Raw genomic sequence first — 25,689 nt, 5'->3', positions numbered from 1 at the left:
GACTCTCCCGCCGCACCGCTCTCGCTGACCGAGCGGCGCAAGGCCGAGACCCGGATGCAGATCGCCCGGGCGGCGGCGGGACTCTTCGCCAGACACGGGCTGCGGGCCACCCGCGCCGAGGACATCGCCCAGAGCGCCGGCATCGCCCCGCGCACCTTCTACCGCTACTTCGCCACCAAGGAAGAGGCCGTCGCCCCGCTCTACGCGGCCGGCGCCCAGCGCTGGGCGGACGCGGTACGCGCCGCCCCGCCCGCACTGTCCGTGCCGGAGGCCCTGGAACACGGGGTGCGCCACACCCTGACCCCCGGGGTGGGCGTCTCCACGACCTCCTGGACCTGGGCGCGCACCCTGATCGGCATGGCGGAGTCCAGCCCCGGCCTGCGCAGGGTGTGGGCGGAGGTCTGCCAGGCATCGGAACGGACCCTGGGCGAGGTCCTGTTGGAACGTGTCACCCACGGCGACCGCGCCCCCGCCGTGACCTCCCCGGAGCTGCGCTTCGCCGCCGCCGTCGCGAGCGCCGCCGTACGCACGGCGGTCGAGGGCTGGGCGACCGGAAGGGAACACCCGGGCACGCTCGCCGGCCCGGCGGAGTCGGCCCTGCGGAACCTGCGGGCGCTGCGGGACTTTCCCTGGGGAGAGATCGGAACGGCGCGGGGGGTGGGGTGAGGTTGCCCTACTCTCCCCCCGCCGCCCGGCTCAGCCGCTCCCCCAACTCCCTTACGCAGCGCACCAGTTCTTCCGGTTCCTGGACCGTGAACTCGAACTCCAGCAGGGCCAGCCGGGCGGCCAGCCAGCGGACCTCGTCGCCGGTGGTGGCGCGCAGGCGGCAGCTGTGCGCGTCGAGCGGTTCGGGCGTGCCCATCCAGGCCGGGACGCGCGCGGCGACGACGTCGGCGGGCGCGGCGAACGTCACGGTGTACTCGTAGGACTCCTGCCGCCGGTACATCGACCGCCGCAGATACTCCGCCGCGCTCCCCGTCGGCAGCTCGCGCGGGGCGAACCGCGCCCCCGTCGCGAACGGCTCGCTCACCCGGTCGACCCGGAACGTCCGCCAGTCCTCGCGGTCGAGGTCGTACGCCACGAGGTACCAGCGCCGCCCGGTCGAGACCAGCCGGTACGGCTCCGTCACGCGGCGCGACTCCGTGCCGTCCTTCGCGCGGTACGCGAACCGCAGCCGCTCCCGGCCGGCCACCGTCGAGGCCATCACGGTCAGTGTCTCGGGCGCGATGCTCGCCCCGTCGCCGCTGGTCAGCGGGGTGGTCGCGGCCTGGAGGGTGGCGACCCGGTGCCGTAGCCGCGAGGGCAGGACCTGTTCCAGCTTGGCCAGCGCCCGTACGGACGCCTCGTCCACGCCCTCGACCGCGTGCCCGGCGCCCGCCCGCAGACCGACCGCGATGGCCACCGCCTCCTCGTCGTCGAGGACGAGCGGCGGCATCGCCTTGCCCGCGACCAGCCGGTAGCCGCCGTCGGCGCCCAGGGTCGCCTGCACCGGGTAGCCGAGTTCGCGGAGCCGGTCGATGTCCCGGCGGACCGTGCGGCGGGAGACCCCGAGCCGGTCGGCCAGCTCGCCGCCGGGCCACTCGCGGGGCGTCTGGAGGAGGGAGAGGAGCTGGAGGAGCCGGGCCGGGGTGTCCGTCGTCATGAGTTCGAGGATGCCGTAGAACTAGGACACGATCTGACCTAGTGGGGTCATAGCTTCGAGCCATGACCTCCACCGAACTCCTTGTGGACAGCCCGGCCGCCTCGACGGAACCGGCACGTACGGCCGACCGGCGGCGCTGGTTCGCCCTCGCGATCGTGATGACCGCGGCCTTCATGGACCTCGTCGACGTCACGATCGTCAATGTCGCGATCCCCTCGATCCAGCGGGACGCGGGCGCCTCCTTCAGCCAGATCCAGTGGATAACGGCCGGCTACGCGCTCGCCTTCGCCGCCGGACTGATCACCGGCGGGCGGCTCGGCGACATCTACGGCCGCAAGCGGCTGTTCCTGCTCGGGATCGGCGGCTTCACGCTCGCCTCCGCGCTGTGCGGCTTCGCCGCCAACCCGGAGATGCTGGTCGCCTCGCGCATCCTCCAGGGCGGGATGGCCGCGATGATGGTGCCGCAGGTGCTGTCGATCGTGCACGCCACCTTCCCGGCGCACGAACGCGGCAAGGTCTTCGGGCTGTTCGGTGCGATCGTCGGCCTCGGCGCGGTCTCCGGACCGCTGCTCGGCGCCCTGCTCACCGAGTGGAACCTCTTCGGTCTCGAATGGCGCCCGATCTTCCTGATCAACCTGCCCGTCGGCATCGCGGGCCTGATCCTCGGCAGCCGCTTCATCACCGAGTCGAAGGCCCCGCGCGCCCTGAAGCTGGACCTCGTCGGCGTCGCCCTGGTCACCCTCGGGCTGCTGATGCTGCTGTATCCCCTCACCCGGGGCGACGAACTGGGCTGGCCCGCCTGGGGGTTCGTGTCGATGTCGGGTTCGATCGGCGTCTTCTGCGCACTGGTGGCCTACGAGAAGCGGAAGGCCGAGCGGGACGGTTCCCCGCTGGTCGAACTCTCCCTGTTCAAGGTGAAGAGCTTCGCGGCCGGTATCGCCGTACAGACCGTCTTCGGCGTCGGACTCGGCATCTTCTTCCTGGTCTGGACGCTCTACATGCAGACCGGCCTCGGCTGGAGCCCGCTGCGGGCGGGGCTGACCGGCGTACCGTTCTCGATCGCCTGCTCGGTCGCGGCCGGGATGTCCGTGCAGAAGCTGGTGCCGCGCGTCGGCGGACGCAACGTCCTCCAGGCGGGCGCGCTGGTGATGGTGGCGGGCGTACTGCTCTACCTCTGGGAGGCCGACCGCTACCAACTGGCCATCGTCTCCTGGCAGATGGCGCTCCCGTTGGTCGTGATGGGCGCCGGCATGGGCCTGATCTTCGCCCCGCTGACCGACACGATCCTCTCCGAGGTGCCGCGCGAGTACGCCGGTTCGGCGTCCGGACTCATCAACACCGTGCAGCAGATGGGCAACGCGCTGGGGCTCGGGCTGGTGTCGGTCGTCTTCTTCGGCTCGATCGGCGACCGGCTGACCCGGGCCGAGGTGGGCCCGGCGTTCGTCAACGCCTTCCAGAACGCGCTGGGTTGGGTGGCCGCGGTGATGGGCCTGATCTTCCTGCTGATGTTCGCGCTGCCGGGGCGGGCGGCCACGGAGAGGCAGGCGGCCGAGGGAACTGTGTCCGACGGGAGTTGACGCCGTCCGCTGATGCAGTCCGCGGACGCCCGCGGTCGAGCGCCCCGCCCCGAGGCCGTACCGGGGCGGGGCGCTCGGCGCGGGCCGCCGGAGTTGGCGTACGCCGGTGTGCGAAGGGAGGCGCACGCAGGCCCGTCCGGCGGCGGACTCGGTACCGAACACCACGCTCTGTACGGAAATCACCGCTTCTGGGCGGGACACTCCGGCTTCGGAGCGGAACGGGTACTCAACTCGCCTGCTCCGCAAGAAAACTGACAGGGTGAAAGGTGGGGCGGGAGTGAGGGCGGGAGGGATGAGGAGATGCGGTCCGGGCGCCGATACCCTTGTCCATTAGTCGATATTTGGTGATGTGCTGCGGTGAACCGTCGATTCATGGACGGGAATCCGTTCCCGGCGCGGATTCACGGTATTTCCTGTCGGCCCGGATTGTCTCTCGGAAAGGAATTGCCGAGACGTCTGCCGGTTAATTCGCCGGGTGTGCTGTCGGCCGATCGGGGCGTCGGCCGGGAGGGGGTGTCCTGGCCGAATCTGTTGGGTCTTGATCGATTGTTGTCACCTGGAGAAGTCGTCCCACCCCGGTGAGGATAGGGGCGGTCCTGCCCGCGCATACGCAAAAGGGGTAAAGCGTGCGGCCGTGCGGGATGTCTCGACGGCGCGTGCGGAAAGGGGTGCTGTCGGTGACGTCCCCGGGGCCGGGGATGTGGGCCGGCCGTCCGGTGTCGGGGCCGCTTCCTGCCTGATGGGGAGTGACCCAAAGGCGGTCCGTGGTGTTTACTGGGCAGCGGTCTGATCCTGACGGGTCCGGACCTTTCCGGGAGGTCCTGGGGGTGGTGCCCCGGGGCCTCTCGTCTTTGCCGCCCGTTTGTGCGGACGTCATATGTGGTCCGGCGGAGAAGCTCCCCGTCGCGTCTCCGGGGGAACGCGAACAACAGGGATAAGCGGTTTGGTAATTGCGCAATGGGTGGCTACTTTTCCATTCCGAATGCGTGCGGTCTCCTGTCGTAAAACCCCGTGGCGAGGGGGTTTCGACCATGATCGCTATCTGTCGCGGCGCCTCGGGAATCGCGAACTGGCTTATCTCTCGCGACGAGCGGTACGGTCTGTCCCGCTGCTGTTTCCGTCCGCCCGGCCTCACCAACCGGGCGATTGCCGCACCTCCCGGAGAGGGAGGCCGGACCCGTCACTCCGGAACCCCGCCGACCAGCGGGGTTCCAGAGCTCAACAGAACAGAGAAACAGGGAAAGGGATTCAGACCCCATGCGTACCGTGATACCTCGCCACCACCGCGTACCGCAGGACGCGTACGCGGGAGCGGGGGAGTGAGCATGCCCTCGACCGTCGACACCGCCCGCCCGGCCGAACTCCTCCTGGACCACGAGAACCAGCCCGAGGGGAGCTTCCTGCGGTATCTGGCGGCCAGGAACTGGCGTGCGCTGCAGGCCGGCCTGCGCACCCGCGCCTTCGCGCGCGACGAGCACCTGCCGATCGGACCGGCCGACGAGGACGTGTACATCATCTGGGACGGTGTCGTACGCCAGGACCGCTTCCCGCTGGGCGAGGGGGACGGCGTCCCCACCGTCACGCGGTTCCGGGGCCGCGGCCAGCTGGTCGGCGAGGCCAAGCTCGTCACCGACGACTCCGCCGTCCGCACCAAATGCCTCACCGGGACCGTCGTCATCCCCTGCCGTGCCCACGACTTCAACGTCCAGCTGCGCAAGCGGCCAGCGGTGCAGCGCGCCCTGCTGCGCAGCCTGGAGGACCGCAACCGCAGCGACGAACTCGTCTACACCATGGCCACCAGGCCGCCCCTGGAGCGGGTCAGCAGGCTCCTGGCGCATCTCGCCGACACCGCCGGCTGGGCCGGCCCCCGCACGGACCGCGTCACGATCACCGGCCCGAGCCAGAAGGACCTCGCCGCCGCGCTCCAACTCGCCGTCTCCACCACGGAGAACGCGATCAGGACCCTGCGCTACCACGGGATCGTCGAAGCCGGGTACCGCCGGTTCGTCGTCCACGACGTGGACGCGCTGCGTCACCTCGCCGCCGGGAACTGACGCCCACCCCCGAACGGACAACAGCATGACGACCAGCGCCCTCCTGGTGCCCATCGCCTCCGCCCTCGGTGGGGGGCTCGTCGGCGTTCTGATGTACCAGCACCAGAGACGGGTCTTCGCCTGGACGCGGCGGATCCGCCGCAAGGGCGAGACGAACGCCGAATACGACAAGCCCGCCGAGTGGCTCGCCGATCTCTACAAGGCCCAGTGCCGTCTCACCCGCAAGCCCTGCGTCGCCGACGACTTCGCCGAGATCTCGCAGACCGGCAACATGATCGAGGGAATAGCCGACACCACCGAGGCCCTCCGGCTCGAACTCCGGAAGGTCGTCGAGTGCGTGCGGGACTACGTCGCCACCGCCCTGCCCGAGCCCGATCCGGCGGCCGTACGCATCGGTCTTCAGCAGCACCGCGCCCAGCTCGTCCAGGCCATGCGGCAGGAGACCGCCCGGGGTGAACTGGTGCGTGCCGTCCTCGCCGCCGAGAAGAAGATCAAGGACCTGCGCCGCGGCTGATCCCCGTCGGCGTTCGCCTCGCTGCCCGTTCATGTCCGCCTGATGCCCGAACCTGTTTACTTTCCGGAAATGTGGGCGTAGCCTCCGAGCGAAACCACAAGTTCGGGCACAGGTCGGAGGCGAACGGACATGTACGCACCGGAGCGGCAGCAGGAGATCCTCCGGCTGGCCCGTGACGGCGGCCGGGTCGACGTCGTGTCGCTGGCCGAGGAGTTCCAGGTCACCGCGGAGACGATCCGCCGCGACCTGAAGGCCCTCGACCGCGCGGGCCTGCTCCGCCGGGTGCACGGCGGGGCCATACCGGCCGGACGGCTCGACTTCGAGCCCGACCTCGCCGAGCGCGAGTCGACGGCGGCCGACGAGAAGGACCGCATCGCCAAGGCGGCCCTAGCCGAACTGCCCATGCAGGGCACGGTGATCCTCGACGCCGGTACGACGGTGGCCCGCCTCGCGGGCATCGTCCCGCTGGAGGCCGAACTCACCGTCGTCACCCACTCCCTGCCCATCGCGGCCCGCCTCGCGGACCACCCGGGCATGCAGCTCCACCTCGTCGGGGGGCGCGTACGGCACCGTACGCGCGCCGCCGTGGACGCCTGGGCGCTGCGGGCCTACGGCGAGATCCGCGCCGACGTCGTGTTCGTGGCGGCCAACGGCTTCTCCGCCGAGCACGGGCTGACCACGCCCGACCTCGCCGAGGCCGCGGTCAAGCACGCGGCGATGGGCGCCGCCCGCCGCGTCGTGCTGCTCGCCGACTCCGCGAAGCACGGCCAGGAGCACTTCGCCCGCTTCGGCGCCCTGAGCGACGTGGACCTCCTGATCACCGACAGCGGGCTGAGCCCAGAAGACGCCACCGCCATGGAGCGCGGCGGCATGGAAGTAGTGCGCGCATGATCCTCACGGTCACCCCGAACCCGTCCCTCGACCGCACCTACGAGGTCCCCTCCCTGGACCGCGGTGAGGTCATACGGGCCACCGGCGAGCGCATGGACCCGGGCGGCAAGGGCGTCAACGTCTCCCGCGCGGTCGCCGCCGCCGGACAGCGCACGGTCGCGGTGCTGCCCCTGGGCGGTGCACCGGGCGCGCTGGTCGCCAGCCTGCTCGACGCGCAGGGCATCGAGGTCGCACCGGTCCCGGTCGCCGGGGCCACCCGCTCCAACATCGCCCTCGCGGAGGCGGACGGCGTCCTCACGAAGATCAACGCCCCCGGCCCCGAACTGACCGGCGCCGAACAGGAGTTGCTCCTGGAGACGGTCAGGCAGCAGTCCCGCGACGCCGACTGGATCGCCTGCTGCGGCAGCCTCCCGCGCGGCCTCGCGCCGTCCTGGTACGCCGAGTTGGTCGCCCGCGCGCACGCCGCCGGCGTCCGCATCGCCCTCGACACCTCGGGCCCCGCGCTCATCGAGGCCCTGCGCGAACGCCCGGACGTCGTCAAGCCCAACGCCGAAGAACTCGCGGAGGCCGTCTCCCGCCCCCTCGCCACCGTAGGCGACGCGGTCAAGGCGGCAGAAGAACTACGGGAGTTGGGCGCCGGCGCGGTCCTCGCCAGCCTCGGCGCGGACGGCCAACTCCTGGTGGACGCCTCGGGCGCCTGGTACGGCAGCGCGCGCGTCGACGTCGTACGCAGCAACGTCGGCGCGGGAGACTCCTCGCTCGCCGGCTTCCTGATCGCCGGCGGCCACGGCCCCGAGGCCCTCGCCTCCGCCGTCGCCCACGGCGCGGCGGCCGTCCAGCTCCCCGGCAGCGTGATGCCCACCCCGGCCGACCTCGACCCGGCCGCCGTGACGGTCACGGCCGACGTCCCGGTGGACCTCGTCCTGACGGAGCCGGTCGCATGAACGTTTCCACGGCCTTCGGCGCGCCCCTCGAACCGGCCACAAGGCGGCAGCACTCCCCGTTCTTAACCGCCGCCGCCACCCCCACCGTGACCCACCGCAGTACCCCCGTCCCCACCCCCGCCCACGACATCCCCCGGGCGATACGCGTGCGAAGGAGCCCGCGATGAGCGAGATGATCACCGCGGACCTGGTCGACCTCGACCTGTCCGCCGATACCAAAGAGGCGGCGGCACGTGCCCTCGCCGAGCGCATGGTCGCCCAGGGCCGGGTCACCGACCTGGACGGCTTCCTCGCCGACGTGGCCGCCCGCGAGGCGCAGATGCCGACCGGCCTCGACGGCGGCATCGGCATCCCTCACTGCCGCAGCGAGTACGTCACCGAGCCCTCGCTCGCCTTCGGGCGCAGCGCCGAGGGCGTCGACTTCGGCGCCCCGGACGGCCCCGCCGACCTGATCTTCCTGATCGCCGCGCCCGCAGGGGCCGACGACGCCCACCTCACCATCCTGTCGGCGCTCGCCCGGCAGCTCATGAACGCCGACTTCACCTCCGCACTGCGGTCGGTCGGCGACGCGGAGAGCGCGGCGGCGCTCATCCGCGGCGACGAGCCCGAGGGCTCGACAGACTCCGCCGCGACGCCGGCGGCGGCCTCCGCCGGCGCCGCGGCGGGCAGCACCGACACGGCGGGCGACGACGACCGCCCGTTCCGGATCGTCGCCGTCACCTCCTGCCCCACCGGTATCGCACACACCTACATGGCGGCCGAGTCGCTGGAGAACGCGGGCCGCGAGGCCGGCGTCGAACTCGTCGTCGAGACGCAGGGCTCGGCCGGTTTCACCCGGCTCGACCCGGCGGTCATCGCGGCGGCGGACGGCGTGATCTTCGCCCACGACGTGCCCGTACGCGACAAGGCCCGCTTCGCCGGCAAGCCGACCGTCGACGTCGGTGTGAAGGCGGGCATCAACCGCCCCGCCGAACTCATCACCGAGGTCCGCGGCAAGGCCGAACGCGGCGAGGTGACCGCCGGTACGGGCGCCGCCACCCCCGTCGAACGCGGCGGCGAGCCGGGCGAGGGCTACGGCACGATGCTCCGCAAGTGGCTGATGTCCGGCGTCAGTTACATGGTCCCGTTCGTCGCGGCCGGCGGTCTGCTGATCGCCCTCGGCTTCGCGATCGGCGGCTACGAGATCAAGTCCGCGCCCTCGGTCATGCAGCACTTCGTGTGGACGCAGACCGACAGCTGGGCCGCGCTGATGTTCCAGATCGGCGCCGTCGCCTTCGGCTTCCTGGTCCCGGTGCTGGCCGGCTACATCGCCTACGGCATGGCCGACCGGCCCGGTCTGGTGCCCGGCTTCGTCGGCGGCATGATCGCCTCCACCATCAACGCCGGCTTCCTCGGCGGCCTGGCGGCCGGTCTGCTCGCCGGTGGCGTGGTGCTGGCGATCCAGCGGGTGAAGATCCCGAAGGCGGTCCGCGGGATCATGCCGGTGGTGGTGATCCCACTGATCTCCACGGCGGTCGTCGGATTCCTGATGTTCGTCGTGATCGGCAAACCGATCGCCTCCGCGCAGAAGGGCATGACCGACTGGCTCAACGGCCTCAGCGGCTCGAACGCCATCCTGCTGGGCGCCCTGCTCGGCCTGATGATGTGCTTCGACCTCGGCGGTCCGGTCAACAAGGTCGCGTACACCTTCGCCACCGCCGGTATCGCGGTCTCCAACCCCAGTGACTCGGCGATGAAGATCATGGCCGCGGTCATGGCGGCCGGCATGGTCCCGCCGCTGGCGATGGCCCTGGCCACCACCGTGCGCGGCAAGCTCTTCACCGAGACCGAGCGCGAGAACGGCAAGGCCGCCTGGGTGCTCGGCGCCTCCTTCATCTCCGAGGGCGCCATCCCGTTCGCGGCGGCCGACCCGCTGCGGGTCATCCCGTCCTCGATGGTGGGCGGCGCGATCACCGGCGCCCTGTCGATGGCCTTCGGCGCGACCCTGCGCGCCCCGCACGGCGGCATCTTCGTGGTCCCGCTGATCGGCAGCCCGTTCCTCTACCTGATCGCCATCGCGGTCGGCATGTGCGTCACCACCACCCTGGTCGTCGTACTGAAGGGCATGCGCAAGCAGGCCGCCGGTGCCGCGGCCCCCGGAGCACCGGAGGACATATCAGCCCCCGCGGCGGACGCCAAGCAACCGGTCGCCGCCTAGCCGCTTTTGTCCCGCTGTGAGGTGTTCACGGCAACTGCGAGATTCGTCACGGTCCGGGACCACGGTCCCGGACCGTGGTGTCTACTGGAACGCATGCCTGAGCACGTCTCGATCCTCCAGCTGACCGGTGTGGCCGTTCTCGCCCTGGCGACCGTCGCCTGGGTGCTCGGCCTGACCCGCATCCTGCGCCGCGCCCTCGCCGAACCCACCGTCTGGCACGCGGCCCACCCGCTCTACGGCCTCCCGGGCCAGCGCGCCACCGCCCCCCACCTGGAGTCCGTCGAACTGACCCCCGCCGAGCGCGACGCCTTCGCCGGTCTCGTACGCCAGCTCAGCGACGGGCGCTGAACCGGGCCCGGGGGTTCTGCCCGGGGCTGCTCTACGAGACCTGCGCCGCCCGCCGCTCCATCGCGTCCCGGGCCGCGTCCTCGCTGACATACACCTCGCACATGTGACGGCCGTCGGGTGTTGCCGTGTGCTCGACCTCCCACAGGGAGATCTCCGCACCGTCGGGCAACAGGAACGCGTGCTCGTAGAGCGAGAAGCACACCGCCGCGCGACCCGCTCGGTACGGGCGGCCGAAGGCCTGGATGATCTGGTGCGCGAACGCCGTCGCCAGCAGCGCCGCCGTCTCCTCGTCCGGCCGGTCCGGATTCTCCGCGCGGCGCAGTAAACGGCGCGCGTGGTCCGCCGAGTTGTCCGCCAGATACGAGTGCCGGGGCTCCGGGATCGGTGACAGGTGCACCAGCACCGGGAGTTCGAAGTCCGTCGTGTCCGGCGGCATCGGCAGCCGCGCGGTCGCCGTCCGCAGCTCCTCCTCGTCGACATACACCTCGTGCTGCGCCTCCCGGCCCAGCACGGTGTTGTGGACGAGCTCCCACAGGGTCAGCGCCGAACCGTCGGTGAGCAGCCACGTGTGCCGGTACGTCTCCCGGTGCAGGCCCGCGCTGTGGTGCGCCGAGTGCAGCGAACCGTCGTACGCCAGCGCGCAGTCCAAGACCTGCCGTATCGTCTCGTCCGGCAGCTCGAAGGAGTTCAGGGCACGGCCGAGCAGTCGCGCGAGGTGCTCCTCCGGAGACTCGTGCGACTCGGGTGGTTCGTACGCTGCCGTGTCGTACGGAACGCTCAAGGCTTCTCCCGGCGTTGCTGCATGTCACCTTGTGGGTGCATACCGTAGCCCCTCGGTCGGACATCATTCCTGTGAACCGAGAAAACGTATGCCCGGAAAACGCGCGGGCCGCGCGAGATGTTCCCGCGCGGCCCGAAGATCCGTCAAAACCTGCCGGTCAGGCGGCACTTCCGGCGGTCCACTCGCTCCACCCCAGGTTCCAGCCGTTGAGCCCGTTGTCCGGGGCGACCGTCTTGTCGGGGGAGTTCTTCACGATCACGACGTCCCCGATCAGGGAGTTGTCGTAGAACCACTTGGCGTTCGTGGCGCCCTGCGCGCCCTGTACGTCCGCGAGACCCACGCAGCCGTGGCTGGTGCCGGTCTGGCCGAAGGGCGGATTGGACTTGTTGTACCAGTAGTTGCCGTGGATGAACGTCCCCGACGAGGTCAGCCGCATCGCGTGCGGCACGTCCGGGATGTCGTACTCCCCGCCCAGCCCGACCGTCTGGCTGTTCATCCGCGTCTGCGTGAACTTCTCGGAGATCACCATCTGCCCGTTGTACGTGGTGTGTTCCGGGCTGCCCGAGGAGATCGGCAGCGACTTCAGGGTCTGGCCGTCCCGCACCACCGTCATGGTCTGCGTGTTCACGTCGACCGTGGAGACCTGTGAACGGCCGATGGTGAAGCTCACGGTCTTCTTCTGCACGCCGTAGACGCCGTTCGCGCCCTCCACACCGTCCAGGTCGATCTTCATCGTGACCTTGGAGCCGGCCTTCCAGTACTCCTGCGGCCGGAAGTCGAGCCGCTGAGCCCCGAACCAGTGCCCCACGACCTGCTGCCCGCTGCTGGACGTCACCGTGATGTGCGACTGCACGGCCTTCTTGTCGCCGATCACCTTGTCGAAGGTGAACGACACCGGCATCCCCACACCGACCGTCGTCCCGTTGTCCGGTGTGTACGTCCCTATGAAGCTGTTGGCCGAACTGACCGTCGTGAAGATCGAGTTGGCCGCGGAGGTCTTGCCGCTCGCGTCCTTCGCGGTCGCCGAGATCTGGTACTTCGTACCGCGCTCCAACTGCTCCTTAGGCTTCCAGCTCGCGCCGTTCGCGGAGACCACGCCCTCCACGGCCTGTCCCGAGCCCGCGACCGTCATCTTCACGTCGGTCAGCGTGCCGTTGCTGACCTGCACGCCGGTCGCGTTGATGGACGCGTTCGCCGAACCGTCCTTGGCGGAGATGACGATCTTCGCGGTGGACGTCTTGACGGACGTCCCGCCGCCGCCCTTGCCGCTGGTGTCGGTGTCCGCGCTGGCGTTGCCGCCGCACGCGCTGAGGGTGAGGGTGCCGACCACCAGGGCGGCGATGGCCCCCAGTACGCGCCGCGCTGCTATGTCCGGCGTTGTCACGGGCTGCTCCAGGTTCGTGTGATGTGCGTGATCCGCTGCGATGCGTGGACAAAGAGGGTCCCCGCCCCCGCACGGGTTCCCGCCGTTCCCCACGAACGCCATCCGGTGACAGAACCGCGACAAACACCGGGACGGAACACCGAAAACACCGGACGCGCACCGCCACAGGGCCCCGGGCCCCTACCGCCTCCCGTACAGCTCCTCGTACGACGGCCACGCCCCGCCCGGCCCGTCCACCGACTCGGCGGCACGCACCGCGCGCACGATCGCCCGGGTCACCACGTCCGCGCCGGCCGCGAGGATGTCGTTGAGCGCGAGGGGCTGTTCGGGGTCGAGCGGGCGGGCTCCGGTGGCCAGCGCGAACACGGTGTCCCCGTCGTGCAGCAGATGCACCGGCCGTACGGCCCGCGCGATGCCGTCGTGCGCCGTACCGGCCAGCTTCTGCGCCTGGGCTTTGGTGAGTTCGGCGTCGGTGGCGACCACCGCGAGCGTGGTGTTCAGCGGAGGAGGCGTGTGCTTCGCGGCGGTCTCGGCGAGACGCCGGCGCGCGGCCTCGTGGACGCGCGCTTCCGGATACGTCACACGCCCCTGGAACAACTCCCCGTACAGGACGCCCGTTTCGGGATCCACGACCGACCCCGCCGCGTTGGCCACCACCAATGCCGCCACCGTGATCCCTGACTCCAGCACGATGCTCGCGGTCCCGACCCCACCCTTCATCGGCCCGACCGCGGCGCCCGTACCGGCGCCCACGCACCCCTCGCGCACCCGCACCCCCGGCCCGCTGATCGCGGCGGCCTCCACCGCGGCCCGCCCGGTGGCCGCGTCCGGCCTGGCCCTGAAGTCGCCGCCCCGCCCCAGGTCGAAGACACAGGCCGCGGGCACCACCGGCACGACATGCGTCGGCTCCGTGCCCACGCGCACCCCGCGCCCCTGTTCCTCCAGCCAGGCCATCACCCCGGACGCGGCATCCAGCCCGTACGCGCTGCCGCCGGTCAGCACGACCGCCTCCACCCGCTGCACCACGTTGCGCGGATCGAGCGCGTCGGTCTCCTTGGTGCCGGGACCGCCACCGCGCACGTCCACGGCGGCCACCGCCCCGCCCTCCGGCGCGAGCACCACGGTCGTACCCGTGAGCCAACCGTCCCCCGACCGCGTCGCATGGCCCACCCGCACCCCGGCCACGTCCGTCAATGCGTCAACTGTCATGGCGCTCAGTCTCACGCAGCGCGCGGCGGATCCGGGGACCGTCGGCGCCGTGGGGGCGGTTGTTGGGGTGCTGGTCGATTTGGTGTGGGTGGTTGTTCCACTGGTGGTCGGCCGGTTGCGGGTGCCGGTCAGCTCACCGACGCCGTCGCCTCGGCCCTGCTCTTCTCGGCGGTCGTGAGTGCGGTCAGGGTCATGCCGACCGCCACCGTCAGCGCCGACACCAGACCCGCCGCGAGCACCGCCCATGAGCCCAGGAAGGTGCAGCAGATCACCAGCAACGCCGAGACGGGAAGCACCAGTTGCTGGGCGACGCCCACCTTGTAGTGACGGGCGTGCAGCGCCCACACGCTGAGCAGATACAGCGCCGTCGGCACGGTCACCGCGGCCGACGCGGCCAGCGTGGAGATGTGCGCCTTGCCGGTGGCCTCCGTGACCGCCACCTCCAGGCCGGCGCCGATCGTGGCCGCCGACGCGAAGATCAGATAGTGGCCGTACCCCCACAGGAACGCCTGCTGGTTGGACCGGAGATGGCCGTGGATCGGCACCACGAAGTAGATCCACCACGCGGCGAACACGATCAGCAGCCCACCCGCCGCGATGGGCAGCAGCTCGCCCAGTGCGTCGTGCTCGTCGACCCCCGACTTCACGGCCACCGTGGCCGCCGCGATCGTCTCGCCCAGCACGATGATCGTGAACAGTCCGTACCGTTCCGAGATGTGGTGCGGATGCCACGGCGTAGGGAAGTCTTTCTCCGCGTAGCGAGGCACGCACAGCTCGGCGATCGCCATCACGAGGAACACCCAGCCCCGGGCCGGTTCCGGCAGGACCACCAGGCCCGTCCAGCCGACCGTGCAGAGCAGCACGCCGCCCGCGTACCGCAAGGCCATCGTCCGCTCCGGCCCGGTGGTTGCCCGTGCCGCCCGCAGCCACTGTGTGGCCATCGCCAGCCGCATGATCACGTAGCCGAGCCAGACCACCAGGTAGTCGTGGTGTTCGAAGGCCCGCGAGACCCCGGCCGCGAGGACCAGGACGCCGGAGATCTGCACCAGGGTGACGACCCGGTAGAGCACGTCGTCGTTGTCGTACGCCGAGGCGAACCAGGAGAAGTTCATCCAGGCCCACCAGATCGCGAAGAACTGCATCGCGTAACTGAGGACGCCCTGCCCTGCGTGCCCCTCGGCCACGGCGTGCGCCAGCTGGACGCCCGCCTGCGCGATGGCCACGACGAAACACAGGTCGAAGAAGAGCTCCAGCGGCGAGGCGACCCGGTGCGGTTCGTCCCGGCCGCGGGCGGTGAGCGGGCGCAGGGGTCTCGGAATCTCGGACGTCATGCGGACAAGCACACCAGATACCGGCAGGGATTTCAGACGCTGTCGGCTCGGTCGGCTCGGCCGGGACCGCCCGGTCGGCCCGCGGCGACGTCAGGCGCCCCCTCGGTCGTACCCTGGAGGTATGAGTACCGCCCCCGCCTCCGAGCCGCGCGATCCGATCGGGCCGAAGCCCGCGCTGGTCTTCGACGACCCCTTGAGCCGGCCCTCCTCGGACGACACGGATCGTGGGTGGGGCGAGCGGGCCGAGGGTGAGGGCGGCGCCGCCGACCTCAAGCGTTTCCTCGACGAGAAGCCGCCCCACCACATCTGAGCCCTCGGCTTCAGCCGCCGGCACGTCCGAGTCGTCGGCTACGGCTCCCGATGCCCGTTGCCGCGCTGGGCGACGAGCGCGTCGCGGATCTCCTTGAGGACCTCCAGCTCCGTGATCTCGATGACCTCGTGGGTGCCCTCCTTGGCCTTGCGCTGGGCCTCCTGCCGGGCCAGGTACTTCGACATCGGCAGCACCATCAGGAAGTAGACCACCGCCGCGGTGATCACGAAGCTGAGGGCGGCGCCCAGGACCGAGCCCCACATCAGCTGGATGCCCTTGTCCCCCGAGCAACTGTCGCTCAGGCACGAGCTGTAGCTGTCGAGGTTCTGCGTGCCGATCGCGCCGACGAGCGGGTTGATGAGCCCCTTCACCACCGAGTTGACGATGTTCGTGAAGGCGGCGCCGATGACCACCGCGACTGCCAGATCGACGACGTTCCCGCGCATCAGGAAGGTCTTGAACCCCTGCCAGACGCTCGGTTCCTTCTTCTTCTCGCTCAACTCGGAGCCTCTTCTCGCATGCGCACGGTGTGGAACGAACAGCTCCGCAACCTACGTCAAGGCGTGGCCGCCGTGTCCAATTCGGTAGCTCGAACGAGGGACTTGACACGAATTCGCACATGCGCCGGAAGGCGCGGCTCACGATACGGAGAGCACGGCTCAACACATCGTCACCGCCAGCCGTGCCGTGGCGCTCGCACCGGCCAGCCGCGCCGCCGTGGCGCGCGGCACCGACAGCACCACCAACGCCCCGCTGCCGGCCGCCTCGTCGAGCGGCTCGGGCACCTTCGTCACCCGTGCCCCGCGCGCGACCACTTCGGCGTCACCGCCCGTCGCTGTGTCCTGCGCCGCGATCACATCGACCCGGTCGCCGGCCCGCAGGAGCCGTACCGTGGCGGCGTCGGCGATCCGCACCGGCGCCGACACCCACTCGACCGCCCGGCGCTGCTGCCGTACGGGATCGGCCACCGGATGCCCGCTGGGCGGCTCGTCGTGCCGCGCCTCCACCGCATCGCGCGGGCCCGCCGCGATGAGCGCGACCGCCGTCACCGCGAGTCCGGCGGCCACGGCCCGCCTACGGTGCCGTAGTAGCCGGCGCAGTTGGTACCACCCGCCGCGCACCCGCACGGGCGCGAAGTGCGGCACCTCGCACGTGGCCGGGGCGTCGGTGCCCAACGGGCGTGGGAAGGAGGGGGAGACGGGAGGAGAGCCGGGAGGGGAGAGGGACATGTGGACCACCACCTGCGACGAGGGATCGGCTTGCCGTCCCACGATGCGGGAAGTCGCCGAGGTCCGCCGGAGCCCGTGTGCTACCCGCCGGTTGTGGACAACTCCCTCACCCGAACGGGAAGTTCCGCACTTCCCACCCCCGGATTCCGCTCTGCTACGGCAGCTCGAAGCCCGGATCCATCCCGCCCAGCGCGTTCGCGCACAGGCAGTCGCGTGCCCCGTTCTCCGGCAGCGCGGCCACCGTGTCGAACAGGACGCCCCGCAGCCGGTCCACGTTGGCCGCGAACACCCGGAGCACCTCGTCGTGGGAGACGCCCTCGCCGGTCTCGGCGCCCGCGTCGAGGTCGGTAACCAGGGTCAACGAGGAGTAGCAGAGCTCCAGTTCACGGGCGAGCGGCGCTTCGGGGTGTCCGGTCATGCCGACCACGGACCAGCCCTGGGCCTGGTGCCAGAGGGACTCGGCGCGGGTCGAGAAGCGCGGCCCCTCGACCACCACGAGCGTGCCGCCGTCGACCGCTTCCCAGTCCTGCCCGCGCGCCGCCTTCAGCGCGGCCGCCCGGCCGGTCGGGCAGTAGGGGTCGGCCAGGGACACGTGCACCACGTTCGGCACCGTGCCGTCCGGCAGCGGCAACCCGTCGAAGTATGTCGCCGCGCGGGACTTCGTACGGTCTACCAGCTGGTCCGGCACCAGCAGCGTGCCCGGCCCGTACTCGGGGCGCAGCCCGCCCACCGCGCACGGGCCGAGGACCTGGCGCACGCCCACGGAGCGCAACGCCCAGAGGTTGGCCCGGTAGTTGATGCGGTGCGGCGGCAGATGGTGGCCGCGTCCGTGCCGGGGCAGGAACGCGACGCGCCGGCCGGCGATCTCGCCGAGGAAGAGGGAGTCACTGGGCGGCCCGTAGGGCGTGTCCACCTGGATCTCGGTCACGTCGTCCAGGAACGAGTAGAAGCCGGAGCCGCCGATTACGCCGATCTCTGCGTTCGCCATGAGCAGCACACTAGCGGCCGCCGAAAAGGCGCAGGATCCGTCCCGGGTGCGGGCATCGAAACCGGCTCGGAAAACACCGAAGACCCTGTGTCGTCGTACGACGACACAGGGTCTTCGGTCGTGAAGTCCTGCGCGGCTGGGGCCTGCTACGCGGCGGAGCTGCTGCTGCCGGTGGAGGAGCCCGAGCCCGAGTTCGACGACTTCGACTTGGAGTCCGAGGACGAGGAAGTGGTCGACGGGGTGGACGGCTTCGCGTCCGAGGACGTCGACGGCTTCGAGGTGGCCGGCGAGCTGCTCGACGAGGAGCCGCGGCTGTCGTTCCGGTAGAAGCCGGAGCCCTTGAAGACAATGCCGACCGCGGAGAACACCTTCTTCAGGCGGCCACCGCAATTGGGGCACTCGGTCAGCGCGTCGTCGGTGAACTTCTGGACCGCTTCAAGGCCCTCGCCGCACTCGGTGCACTGGTACTGGTAGGTCGGCACTGTGTCTTCCTCCTGGCACTCTCACTCAATGAGTGCTAACGAGCGTCCATAGTGACCTATTCCCGGGGATCAGTCCACTGCCACCGGCACGCGGTGACCGACGCCACGTGCCACGGTGCGGCTGCGGGGCCGGGTCGCGAGGCGTGACCGGAGCGCGATCAGGGTCCCCAGGGCGAGCACCGTACCGGCCATCGGCACCAGGAAACCCGCGCCGCCCCACAGGCGGTCCTCCAGCTGACCGGCGACGGTGACGGCGGCGGCCTGGCCGAGGGCGACCGCGCCGGTCAGCCAGGTGAAGGCCTCGGTGCGGGCGCCGGCCGGGACGAGCCCCTCGACCAGGGTGTAGCCGGTGATCAGGGCGGGCGCGATGCACATGCCGACCAGGAGGCCGAGGCCGGCCAGGAGCAGCACCGAATGTGCGGTCCACAGGGCGGACGCGGTCAGCGCGAGGGCCGCGTAGCCGACCAGGAGACGGCGTTGCGGGGCGACCTTCCAGGCGACGGCACCGCAGACGACCCCGGAGAGCATGTTGCCGGCGGCGAAGGTGCCGTAGAGGACGCCGTTGAGGCCGGGTTCGCCGATCGACTCGGTGAAGGCGGCCAGGGAGACCTGCATGCCGCCGAAGACGGAACCGATGCCCAGGAAGGTCACGATCAGTACGCGCACTCCGGGGACGCGCAGTGCGGAAACGTGCTCCACGCGCGCGTGCCCGTCGGCGGTCACTGTGGGCTGGGTGCTCTTGCTGGCGGCGAACAGCAGACCGCCGACCAGGGTGAGCCCGGCCTCCGTGACCAGGCCGGCCGCCGGGTTCACGGTGGTGCACAGGGCTGTCGCCAGCAACGGGCCGAAGACGAAGGTCAGTTCGTCGGTGACGGACTCGAAGGCCGCGGCGGTCGTCATGAGGGGCGAGTCCTGGAGCTTCACGCCCCAGCGGGCGCGCACCATGGGCCCGATCTGCGGCACCGAGGCGCCGGTCGGCACGGCCGCCACGAACAGCGCCCACATGGGGGCGTGGCCGAGCGCGAGCGCGGTGAACGTCAGGCCCGACAGGGAGTGCACCAGGACGCCGGGGATCAGTACGGCCCGCTGCCCGTGGCGGTCGGCCAGGCGCCCGCTGTAGGGCGCGAACAGGGCCATGGAGACGCCGGTGACGGCCGCGGCGGCGCCGGCAGCGCCGTAGGAGCCGGTGGTGTGCTGGACGAGCAGCACGATGGAGATGGTGAGCATCGCGAACGGCTGGCGCGCCGCGAAGCCGGGAAGCAGGAACGTCCAGGCGCCGCGCGTACGCAGCAGCTGCCCGTATCCAGGACGGGCTCCCGTCCTGGAGGTGACCGTGGATGCCACGGCCCCGTGCCTTTCTGCCACCTGGTAGCGCGCCCTGTGCGGGGGGCGCCGAGCACTGTCCTCTTGCGCGGAACTGCGGTAGATACCGGTGCCCACTGCGGAGGAGGGATTCGGCCGCCATACGGTCGCGTCAGCACTGCGTCAGGCAGAGTTGGTTCGATCAGAATGTGCCTTCATCGTACAGGGAGAGAGGCCCGGTGGACCTGTGAAAACGGGCACCGCGCGTGCGTTCACCTGCGATTGGTGAACGTGTGAACCGTACGAAACATGCCCTTAACGACCGGCCGCGGCGTTGTCCGTGCCCAGCCACCCCGCCAGCTTCCCGCCGCGGCCCACCGCCCGCAGCCGCCGCTCGGCCGCGTCCCGGACCGGATCCGTCGCCACGACCAGGAGCTCGTCGCCGCGCCGCAGAACCGTCGAGGGCAGCGGAACAAACGATTTTCCGTCGCGTACGACCAGGGTCACCGCGGCCCCGGCCGGCAGCCTGAGCTCGTTGACCTCGACGCCGTGCATCTTGGACTCCGCGGGGATCGCGACGGACAGCAGATGCCCGCGCAGCCGCTCCAGGGGTGCCGATTCGATGCCGAGGTCGGCGGCCTCGGGCCCCTCGCCCAGCTTCAGCGTGCGCGCCAGCCAAGGCAGCGTCGGCCCCTGGACGAGGGTGTAGACGACGACCAGGACGAAGACGATGTTGAAGACGCGACGGCTGCCGGTGACGCCGTTCACCATGGGGATGGTCGCGAGGATGATGGGCACCGCGCCGCGCAGCCCGGCCCAGGACATCAGCGTCTGCTCCTGCCAGGGGACTCGGAACGGTGTGAGGCTGAGCACCACGCTGAGCGGCCGGGCCACCATCGTCAGCACCAGGCCGATGATCAGCGCCGGCCAGACGTCGTCGCCGAGCTCGTGCGGGGTGACCAGAAGGCCGAGCAGGACGAACATGCCGATCTGTGCGATCCAGCCGAGCCCGTCGGCGAACCCGCGCGTCGCGGGCCAGTGGGGCAGCTTGGCGTTGCCGAGCACCATCGCGGCGAGATAGACCGCCAGGAAGCCGCTGCCGTGCGCCAGTGCGCCCGCGGCGTACGCGGTGACCGCGATGGCCAGCACGGCGATCGGGTAGAGGCCGGAGGCGGGCAGCGCCACGTGCCGCAGCCCCCAGGAGCCGAGCCAGCCCACCGCGAGGCCGATGGCCGCGCCGATGGCCAGCTCCAGGGCTATCTCGCCCACCAGCGCGTACCAGTGCTCGACCGGGCCCGCCGTGGAGAAAGCGACGACCAGGATGACCACCGGGGCGTCGTTGAAGCCGGACTCGGCCTCCAAAGTGCCCGTCACGCGCGCGGGGAGGGGAATTCTGCGCAGCACGGAGAAGACCGCCGCCGCGTCCGTCGAGGACACCACCGCCCCGATGATGAGCGCCTGCCGCCACTCCAGTCCGACCAGATAGTGCGCGCCCGCGGCCGTGACGCCGACGCTCACCGCCACTCCCGCCAGCGCCAGCGTGGCGGCCGACGACAGCACCGGCCTGACCTCTGTCCACTTCGTGCCGAGGCCGCCCTCGGCCAGGATCACGACCAGGGCCGCGTATCCGATGACCTGGGTCAGCTCGGTGTTGTCGAAATGGATGTCGCCGATGCCGTCCTGGCCCATGGCGATGCCGATCCCCAGGTAGACGAGCAGGCTGGGGAGCCCGCTGCGCGAGGAGATCCGGACCGCCGCTACGGCGACGAGCAGGACGAGCGAGCAGACGAGCAGGAGCTGGTCGAGGTGGTGGACAGTCAGAAGGCTTCCCTTCCTCGGCTGACGCGCGTCCGGGGCGGCAGCACATGTACAGGGGACGCGAGACGGCGGCGCCACGCATCCAAGTACTTCGTTACCTTACCTAACTCTTGACGCTTTCTTGACACTTCCCGAGGCAAGATCGAACGCCCGTCCGCGCCGGTACCCGACACCGCGTCAAGTCGCTCGGAAGCCTGCGCCTATGGTTGCTCCAGCGCTCAGTCAAAAGCACAGCCCGCCCTGCCGCTCGCGTTAGGACAGCAAGGACAGCGATGCCCCCCAACACCACCGCCTCATCGGGTCATAAGCCCGGCAAGTCCGGCAGGAAAAAGGGGCGCAAAGCCCGTCTATTGGTTCTCGTCCTGGTAATGGCCATCATCGGGGGCATCGCCTACGGCGCCTACTGGTCCGTCAGTACGGTCCGGGCCTCCCTGCCGCAGACCACGGGTTCGATCACCCTCGACGGCCTGTCGGGGCCCGTCGACGTCAAGCGCGACAGCTACGGCATCCCGCAGATCTACGCGTCCTCCGACGAGGACCTGTTCATGGCGCAGGGCTACGTCCAGGCGCAGGACCGGTTCTACGAGATGGACGTACGACGGCACATGACCGCCGGGCGGCTGTCCGAGATGTTCGGCAAGGGCCAGGTCAAGAACGACGAGTTCCTGCGCACCCTGGGCTGGGACCGGGTCGCCAAGGAGGAGTACGACACCAAGTTGTCGGCCTCCACGAAGAAGTACCTCCAGGCCTACGCCAAGGGAGTCAACGCCTACCTCCAGGGCAAGGACGGGAAAGACATCTCCCTGGAGTACGCGGCCCTCGGTTTCACCAACGACTACAAGCCCGAGAAGTGGACCCCGGTCGACTCCGTCTCGTGGCTCAAGGCGATGGCCTGGGACCTGCGCGGCAACATGCAGGACGAGATCGACCGCGCGCTGATGACCTCCCGCCTCGGCCCGAAGCAGATCGCGGACCTGTACCCGGACTATCCGTACAGCCGCAACGAGCCGATCGTCACCGTGGGCGAGTACGACGAGTACACCAAGACGTTCAACGGCGGTGACGGCTCCACCAGCACGTCCACGAGCGGCACGACGGGCTCCACGTCGTCCTCGTCGGGTTCGGCCCTCACGAGCCAGCTCGCGGGCCTCTCGAACGTCCTGGACGACCTTCCGACGGCCGTCGGCGTGAACGGCCAGGGCATCGGCTCCAACTCGTGGGTCGTCGGCGGGGAGCACACCATCACCGGCAAGCCCCTGCTGGCCAACGACCCGCACCTGGAGGCGTCGCTGCCGTCCGTCTGGTACCAGATGGGCCTGCACTGCCGAGCGATCTCCAGCAAGTGCCAGTACGACGTCACCGGCTACACCTTCGCGGGCATGCCCGGAGTCGTCATCGGCCACAACCAGGACATCGCCTGGGGCATGACCAACTCCGGGGTCGACACCACCGACCTCTACCTGGAGAAGCTCTCCGGCGACGGCTACCTCTACGACGGCACGACGAAGCCCTTCACCAGCCGCACGGAGACCATCAAGGTCGCAGGCGGCGCCTCCAAGAAGATCGTCGTCCGCGAGACCAACAACGGTCCGCTGCTCTCCGACCGCAACGACGAGCTCGTGAAGGTCGGCAAGAAGGCCACCGTCGACACAGCGGCCCCCGACAGAGGCGACGGCTACGCCATCTCCCTGCGCTGGACCGCCGAGGACCCGGGCACCACCATGGACGCCGTCTTCGCCATCGACAAGGCGTCCGACTGGAGCGAGTTCCGCGCGGCGTCCACGAAGTTCGACGTGCCCTCGCAGAACCTCGTCTACGCCGACACCAAGAACAACATCGGCTACACGCTGCCCGGAAAGATCCCGGTGCGCGGGAAGGGCGACGGCTCGCTGCCGGTGCCCGGCTGGGACTCCAAGTACGACTGGACCGGCTACATCCCGCAGGCCGCGCTGCCGTACGAGTACAACCCGAAGCGCGGCTACATCGTCACCGCCAACCAGGCCGTGATCGACAAGGACAAGTACCCGTACACCCTCACCACCGACTGGGGATACGGCACCCGTAGTCAGCGCATCACCGATCTGATCCAGTCGAAGATCGACGGCGGCGGCAAGATCTCCACCGACGACATGCGGCAGATGCAGCTCGACGACAGCAGCGAGATCGCCAAGCTGCTGGTGCCCAAGCTGCTGAAGATCGACGAGCCCGACCCGGACGTGCGCCAGGCGCAGAAGCTCCTGGAGGGCTGGGACTACACCCAGGACGCCGACTCGGCGGCCGCCGCCTACTTCAACTCGGTCTGGCGCAACATCCTCAAGCTCGCCTTCGGCAACAAGCTGCCCAAGGAGCTGCGGGTCAAGGGCCAGTGTCTGTTCGTCTCGCCGGTCGACACGACCGGTCCCGCCGACGAGACCAACCAGAAGGTCCGCGAGTGCGGCGAGCGCGACGCGGACCAGGCGCAGCCGGACGGCGGCGACCGCTGGTTCGAGGTCGTCCGCCAACTCATGGACGACCCCACCAGCGACTGGTGGACGACCCCCAAGTCGGGCACCCGCCCGGGCGCGAGCAACATGAACCAGCTCTTCAAGCGCGCTATGATCGACGCCCGCTGGGAGCTGACCGCCAAGCTCGGCAAGGACATCGACACCTGGAGCTGGGGCCGGCTGCACCGCCTGTTCCTGAAGAACCAGACCCTGGGCACCGAGGGCCCCGCCATCGTCCAGTACATCCTCAACCGCGGCCCCTGGAAGCTCAGCGGCGGCGAGGCCACGGTCAACGCCACCGGCTGGAACGCGGCCGGCGGCTACGGAGTGGTCTGGGTGCCGTCGATGCGCATGGTGGTCAACCTGGACAACTTCGACAAGTCCAAGTGGATCAACCTCACCGGGGCCTCCGGGCACGCCTTCAGCGCCCACTACACCGACCAGACGAGCAAGTGGGTCAACGGCGAACTGCTGCCGTGGTCCTTCTCGTCCAAGGCGGTCGACAACAGCACGAGCGACACCCTGGTGCTGAAGCCGTGAGCGGCTGACCTCCGAAATGGCCCTCCACGCGCGCGTGGAGGGCCATTTCAGTTCCCGGGGAACCTGTGCACGCCGCCCGGTGTCACCGCCGCCCGCACCGGCCGGTCGTGCGCCTCCGCCGGGACGCGCGCGACGACCTCGGAGTCGTACAGCAGCACCACCAGCGCGGGATACGCGCCCGCCCGCTCCAGCCGCGCCAGCACGCGGTCGTACGACCCCCCGCCGCGCCCCAGCCGCATCCCGCGCCCGTCGACCGCCAGTCCGGGCAGCAGGACGACATCGGCGGCCGTCACGGCGTCCGGGCCGAGCCGCTCGCCGGACGGCTCGAACAGGGCCATCTTTCCGCCGTGTTGGACCCGGTCGAGCGAGCCCTCACCGTCGTAGGCGCCCCAGTCCAGGTCGTTGTCCGGGAGGAGCACGGGGAGCAGGACGTCGACGTCCCGCGCGCGGAGCGCGTCCAGCAGGGCGAGCGTGCCCGGTTCGCCCCCCACGGAGACGTACGCCGCCACCGTGCGGGCGTGCGCCAGCTCGGGCAGCTCCAGCGCGCGATCGGCGAGCGCGACGGCGGCTTCCCGCACGTCATCGGCCGTCAACCTGTTCCTCACCGTGAGGAACTCTCGTCGCAACATTCGCTTGTCAGGCTCGGGTTCATGTCCTAGGTGACGCACAGGTCCCACCCGCATCCTTCCCAATGTGCTCATATGAGAGCGTATTAACCGGAGCCACAGATTCAGCACAAAGGCACCGGATAAGGTTCGGGCATGACTCAGTCGCACCCCAGGATCAGCAAGGCTGTCATTCCCGCAGCCGGTCTCGGCACCAGGTTCCTGCCGGCCACGAAAGCAACTCCCAAGGAGATGCTGCCGGTCGTGGACAAGCCGGCGATCCAGTACGTGGTCGAAGAGGCCGTGTCGGCGGGGCTCGACGACGTACTCATGATCACCGGACGCAACAAGCGCCCCCTTGAGGACCACTTCGACCGCAACTACGAGCTCGAATCGGCCCTCCAGAAGAAGGGCGACGCGAGCCGGCTGGCCAAGGTCCAGGAGTCCAGCGACCTCGCGACCATGCACTACGTCCGCCAGGGAGACCCCAAGGGCCTCGGCCACGCGGTGCTGTGCGCGGCCCCGCACGTCGGCCACGAGCCCTTCGCCGTCCTCCTCGGGGACGACCTGATCGACCCCCGGGACCCCCTCCTCGCCCGCATGGTCGAGGTCCAGGAGCAGCACGGCGGCAGCGTCGTCGCCCTCATGGAGGTCGCGCCCGAGCAGATCCACCTCTACGGGTGCGCGGCCGTGGAGGCCACCGCGGACGACGACGTCGTCAAGGTCACCGGCCTGGTGGAGAAGCCGGAGGCCGCCGACGCCCCGTCGAACTACGCGATCATCGGCCGCTACGTCCTCGACCCCCACATCTTCGGCATACTGCGCAAGACCGAGCCCGGCCGCGGCGGCGAGATCCAGCTCACCGACGCCCTCCAGCAGTTGGCCACCGACGAGAAGGTCGGCGGCCCCGTGCACGGCGTCGTTTTTAAGGGCCGCCGCTATGACACCGGGGACCGGGGCGACTATCTGCGTGCCATTGTCAGACTCGCGTGCGAACGTGAAGACCTGGGCCCGGACTTCCGCGCCTGGCTTCGCAGTTACGTAGCCGAGGAGATGTAGC

23 protein-coding genes are annotated in these 25,689 nt (G+C 70.3%); 11 read left to right on the top strand and 12 right to left on the bottom strand.

Annotation, left to right across the window (positions count from 1 at the left end):
* Window positions 1-54: 54 nt before the first annotated feature.
* Window positions 55-666, top strand: coding sequence for a TetR/AcrR family transcriptional regulator (locus ACQHII_RS20690; protein ID WP_427925373.1), 612 nt, complete (start codon window positions 55-57; stop codon window positions 664-666).
* Window positions 667-673: 7 nt separating this feature from the next.
* On the opposite strand, the gene ACQHII_RS20685 is transcribed toward ACQHII_RS20690, so the two are convergent.
* A complete protein-coding gene (locus ACQHII_RS20685; RefSeq protein ID WP_427920691.1) occupies window positions 674-1,642 on the bottom strand; it encodes a helix-turn-helix transcriptional regulator in 969 nt (322 codons plus the stop codon).
* Window positions 1,643-1,704: 62 nt separating this feature from the next.
* Between ACQHII_RS20685 and ACQHII_RS20680 the strand changes: the two genes are divergently transcribed.
* The 7 genes from ACQHII_RS20680 (at window position 1,705) to ACQHII_RS20650 (ending at window position 10,167) form a co-directional block, all read left to right on the top strand.
* The gene (locus tag ACQHII_RS20680; protein WP_427920690.1) at window positions 1,705-3,219 is read left to right on the top strand and encodes an MFS transporter; all 1,515 of its coding nucleotides are present in this window, start codon (window positions 1,705-1,707) and stop codon (window positions 3,217-3,219) included.
* Window positions 3,220-4,544: 1,325 nt separating this feature from the next.
* Entirely contained in the window at window positions 4,545-5,273 is a 729-nt protein-coding gene (locus tag ACQHII_RS20675; RefSeq protein WP_427920689.1) for a Crp/Fnr family transcriptional regulator, read from the top strand.
* Window positions 5,274-5,298: 25 nt separating this feature from the next.
* Window positions 5,299-5,787 (top strand): hypothetical protein, encoded by a 489-nt coding sequence (locus ACQHII_RS20670; protein WP_427920688.1) that lies wholly within the window; start codon window positions 5,299-5,301, stop codon window positions 5,785-5,787.
* A gap of 129 nt (window positions 5,788-5,916) precedes the next feature.
* Complete coding sequence (locus tag ACQHII_RS20665; RefSeq protein WP_093628483.1) at window positions 5,917-6,678, top strand: DeoR/GlpR family DNA-binding transcription regulator; 762 nt, start codon at window positions 5,917-5,919, stop codon at window positions 6,676-6,678.
* Window positions 6,675-7,622 carry a 1-phosphofructokinase gene (pfkB, locus tag ACQHII_RS20660; protein WP_427920687.1) on the top strand — a complete coding sequence of 316 codons (948 nt, stop codon included), beginning with the start codon at window positions 6,675-6,677 and terminating at the stop codon, window positions 7,620-7,622. The genes ACQHII_RS20665 and pfkB overlap by 4 nt, the downstream gene beginning before the upstream one ends.
* A 163-nt stretch (window positions 7,623-7,785) precedes the next feature.
* Window positions 7,786-9,819 (top strand): PTS fructose transporter subunit IIABC, encoded by a 2,034-nt coding sequence (locus ACQHII_RS20655; RefSeq protein ID WP_427920686.1) that lies wholly within the window; start codon window positions 7,786-7,788, stop codon window positions 9,817-9,819.
* A 93-nt stretch (window positions 9,820-9,912) separates the two neighbouring features.
* On the top strand, window positions 9,913-10,167 hold the full coding sequence (locus ACQHII_RS20650) for a hypothetical protein (RefSeq protein WP_427920685.1): 255 nt from the start codon (window positions 9,913-9,915) through the stop codon (window positions 10,165-10,167).
* 31 nt (window positions 10,168-10,198) lie between these two features.
* On the opposite strand, the gene ACQHII_RS20645 is transcribed toward ACQHII_RS20650, so the two are convergent.
* From ACQHII_RS20645 to ACQHII_RS20630, 4 genes are all read right to left on the bottom strand, one after another.
* Window positions 10,199-10,948 (bottom strand): DUF6227 family protein, encoded by a 750-nt coding sequence (locus ACQHII_RS20645; RefSeq protein WP_427920684.1) that lies wholly within the window; start codon window positions 10,946-10,948, stop codon window positions 10,199-10,201.
* 157 nt (window positions 10,949-11,105) lie between these two features.
* Window positions 11,106-12,332: a L,D-transpeptidase gene (locus ACQHII_RS20640; RefSeq protein ID WP_427920683.1), complete on the bottom strand. Its 1,227-nt coding sequence runs from the start codon at window positions 12,330-12,332 to the stop codon at window positions 11,106-11,108.
* A 180-nt stretch (window positions 12,333-12,512) separates the two neighbouring features.
* Window positions 12,513-13,541 carry a P1 family peptidase gene (locus ACQHII_RS20635; RefSeq protein ID WP_427920682.1) on the bottom strand — a complete coding sequence of 343 codons (1,029 nt, stop codon included), beginning with the start codon at window positions 13,539-13,541 and terminating at the stop codon, window positions 12,513-12,515.
* Between the two features lie 128 nt (window positions 13,542-13,669).
* A complete protein-coding gene (locus tag ACQHII_RS20630; protein ID WP_427920681.1) occupies window positions 13,670-14,872 on the bottom strand; it encodes a low temperature requirement protein A in 1,203 nt (400 codons plus the stop codon).
* Between the two features lie 121 nt (window positions 14,873-14,993).
* Here ACQHII_RS20630 and ACQHII_RS20625 point away from each other — a divergent pair, with 121 nt between their 5' ends.
* The gene (locus tag ACQHII_RS20625; RefSeq protein ID WP_427920680.1) at window positions 14,994-15,182 is read left to right on the top strand and encodes a hypothetical protein; all 189 of its coding nucleotides are present in this window, start codon (window positions 14,994-14,996) and stop codon (window positions 15,180-15,182) included.
* A gap of 38 nt (window positions 15,183-15,220) precedes the next feature.
* Here the strand turns inward: ACQHII_RS20625 and mscL are convergent, their stop codons facing one another.
* The 6 genes from mscL to ACQHII_RS20595 form a co-directional block, all read right to left on the bottom strand.
* Window positions 15,221-15,682, bottom strand: coding sequence for a large conductance mechanosensitive channel protein MscL (gene mscL / locus ACQHII_RS20620; RefSeq protein ID WP_200715037.1), 462 nt, complete (start codon window positions 15,680-15,682; stop codon window positions 15,221-15,223).
* A 159-nt stretch (window positions 15,683-15,841) separates the two neighbouring features.
* Window positions 15,842-16,411: a hypothetical protein gene (locus ACQHII_RS20615; protein ID WP_427920679.1), complete on the bottom strand. Its 570-nt coding sequence runs from the start codon at window positions 16,409-16,411 to the stop codon at window positions 15,842-15,844.
* Between the two features lie 154 nt (window positions 16,412-16,565).
* Window positions 16,566-17,399, bottom strand: a complete 834-nt coding sequence (locus tag ACQHII_RS20610) for an S-methyl-5'-thioadenosine phosphorylase (RefSeq protein ID WP_026178191.1) — start codon at window positions 17,397-17,399, stop codon at window positions 16,566-16,568.
* Between the two features lie 146 nt (window positions 17,400-17,545).
* Complete coding sequence (locus ACQHII_RS20605; RefSeq protein ID WP_427920678.1) at window positions 17,546-17,881, bottom strand: FmdB family zinc ribbon protein; 336 nt, start codon at window positions 17,879-17,881, stop codon at window positions 17,546-17,548.
* Window positions 17,882-17,950: 69 nt separating this feature from the next.
* Complete coding sequence (locus ACQHII_RS20600) at window positions 17,951-19,225, bottom strand: MFS transporter (RefSeq protein ID WP_427920677.1); 1,275 nt, start codon at window positions 19,223-19,225, stop codon at window positions 17,951-17,953.
* 273 nt (window positions 19,226-19,498) lie between these two features.
* A complete protein-coding gene (locus tag ACQHII_RS20595) occupies window positions 19,499-21,079 on the bottom strand; it encodes a potassium/proton antiporter (protein WP_427920676.1) in 1,581 nt (526 codons plus the stop codon).
* Between the two features lie 194 nt (window positions 21,080-21,273).
* Here ACQHII_RS20595 and ACQHII_RS20590 point away from each other — a divergent pair, with 194 nt between their 5' ends.
* The gene (locus tag ACQHII_RS20590) at window positions 21,274-24,024 is read left to right on the top strand and encodes a penicillin acylase family protein (RefSeq protein ID WP_427920675.1); all 2,751 of its coding nucleotides are present in this window, start codon (window positions 21,274-21,276) and stop codon (window positions 24,022-24,024) included.
* Window positions 24,025-24,071: 47 nt separating this feature from the next.
* On the opposite strand, the gene ACQHII_RS20585 is transcribed toward ACQHII_RS20590, so the two are convergent.
* A complete protein-coding gene (locus ACQHII_RS20585; protein ID WP_427920674.1) occupies window positions 24,072-24,653 on the bottom strand; it encodes a 5-formyltetrahydrofolate cyclo-ligase in 582 nt (193 codons plus the stop codon).
* A 132-nt stretch (window positions 24,654-24,785) separates the two neighbouring features.
* On the opposite strand from ACQHII_RS20585, the gene galU reads away from it, so the two are divergent.
* Window positions 24,786-25,688, top strand: coding sequence for a UTP--glucose-1-phosphate uridylyltransferase GalU (gene galU / locus ACQHII_RS20580; RefSeq protein WP_093628497.1), 903 nt, complete (start codon window positions 24,786-24,788; stop codon window positions 25,686-25,688).
* Window position 25,689 lies beyond the last annotated feature (1 nt).

Source organism: Streptomyces sp. cg40, from assembly GCF_050320165.1.
GTDB classification, from domain to species: Bacteria; Actinomycetota; Actinomycetes; order Streptomycetales; family Streptomycetaceae; genus Streptomyces; species Streptomyces hokutonensis.
Note: the sequence above shows the minus strand (reverse complement) of the source record. Positions and strands in the feature narration are given on the sequence as shown.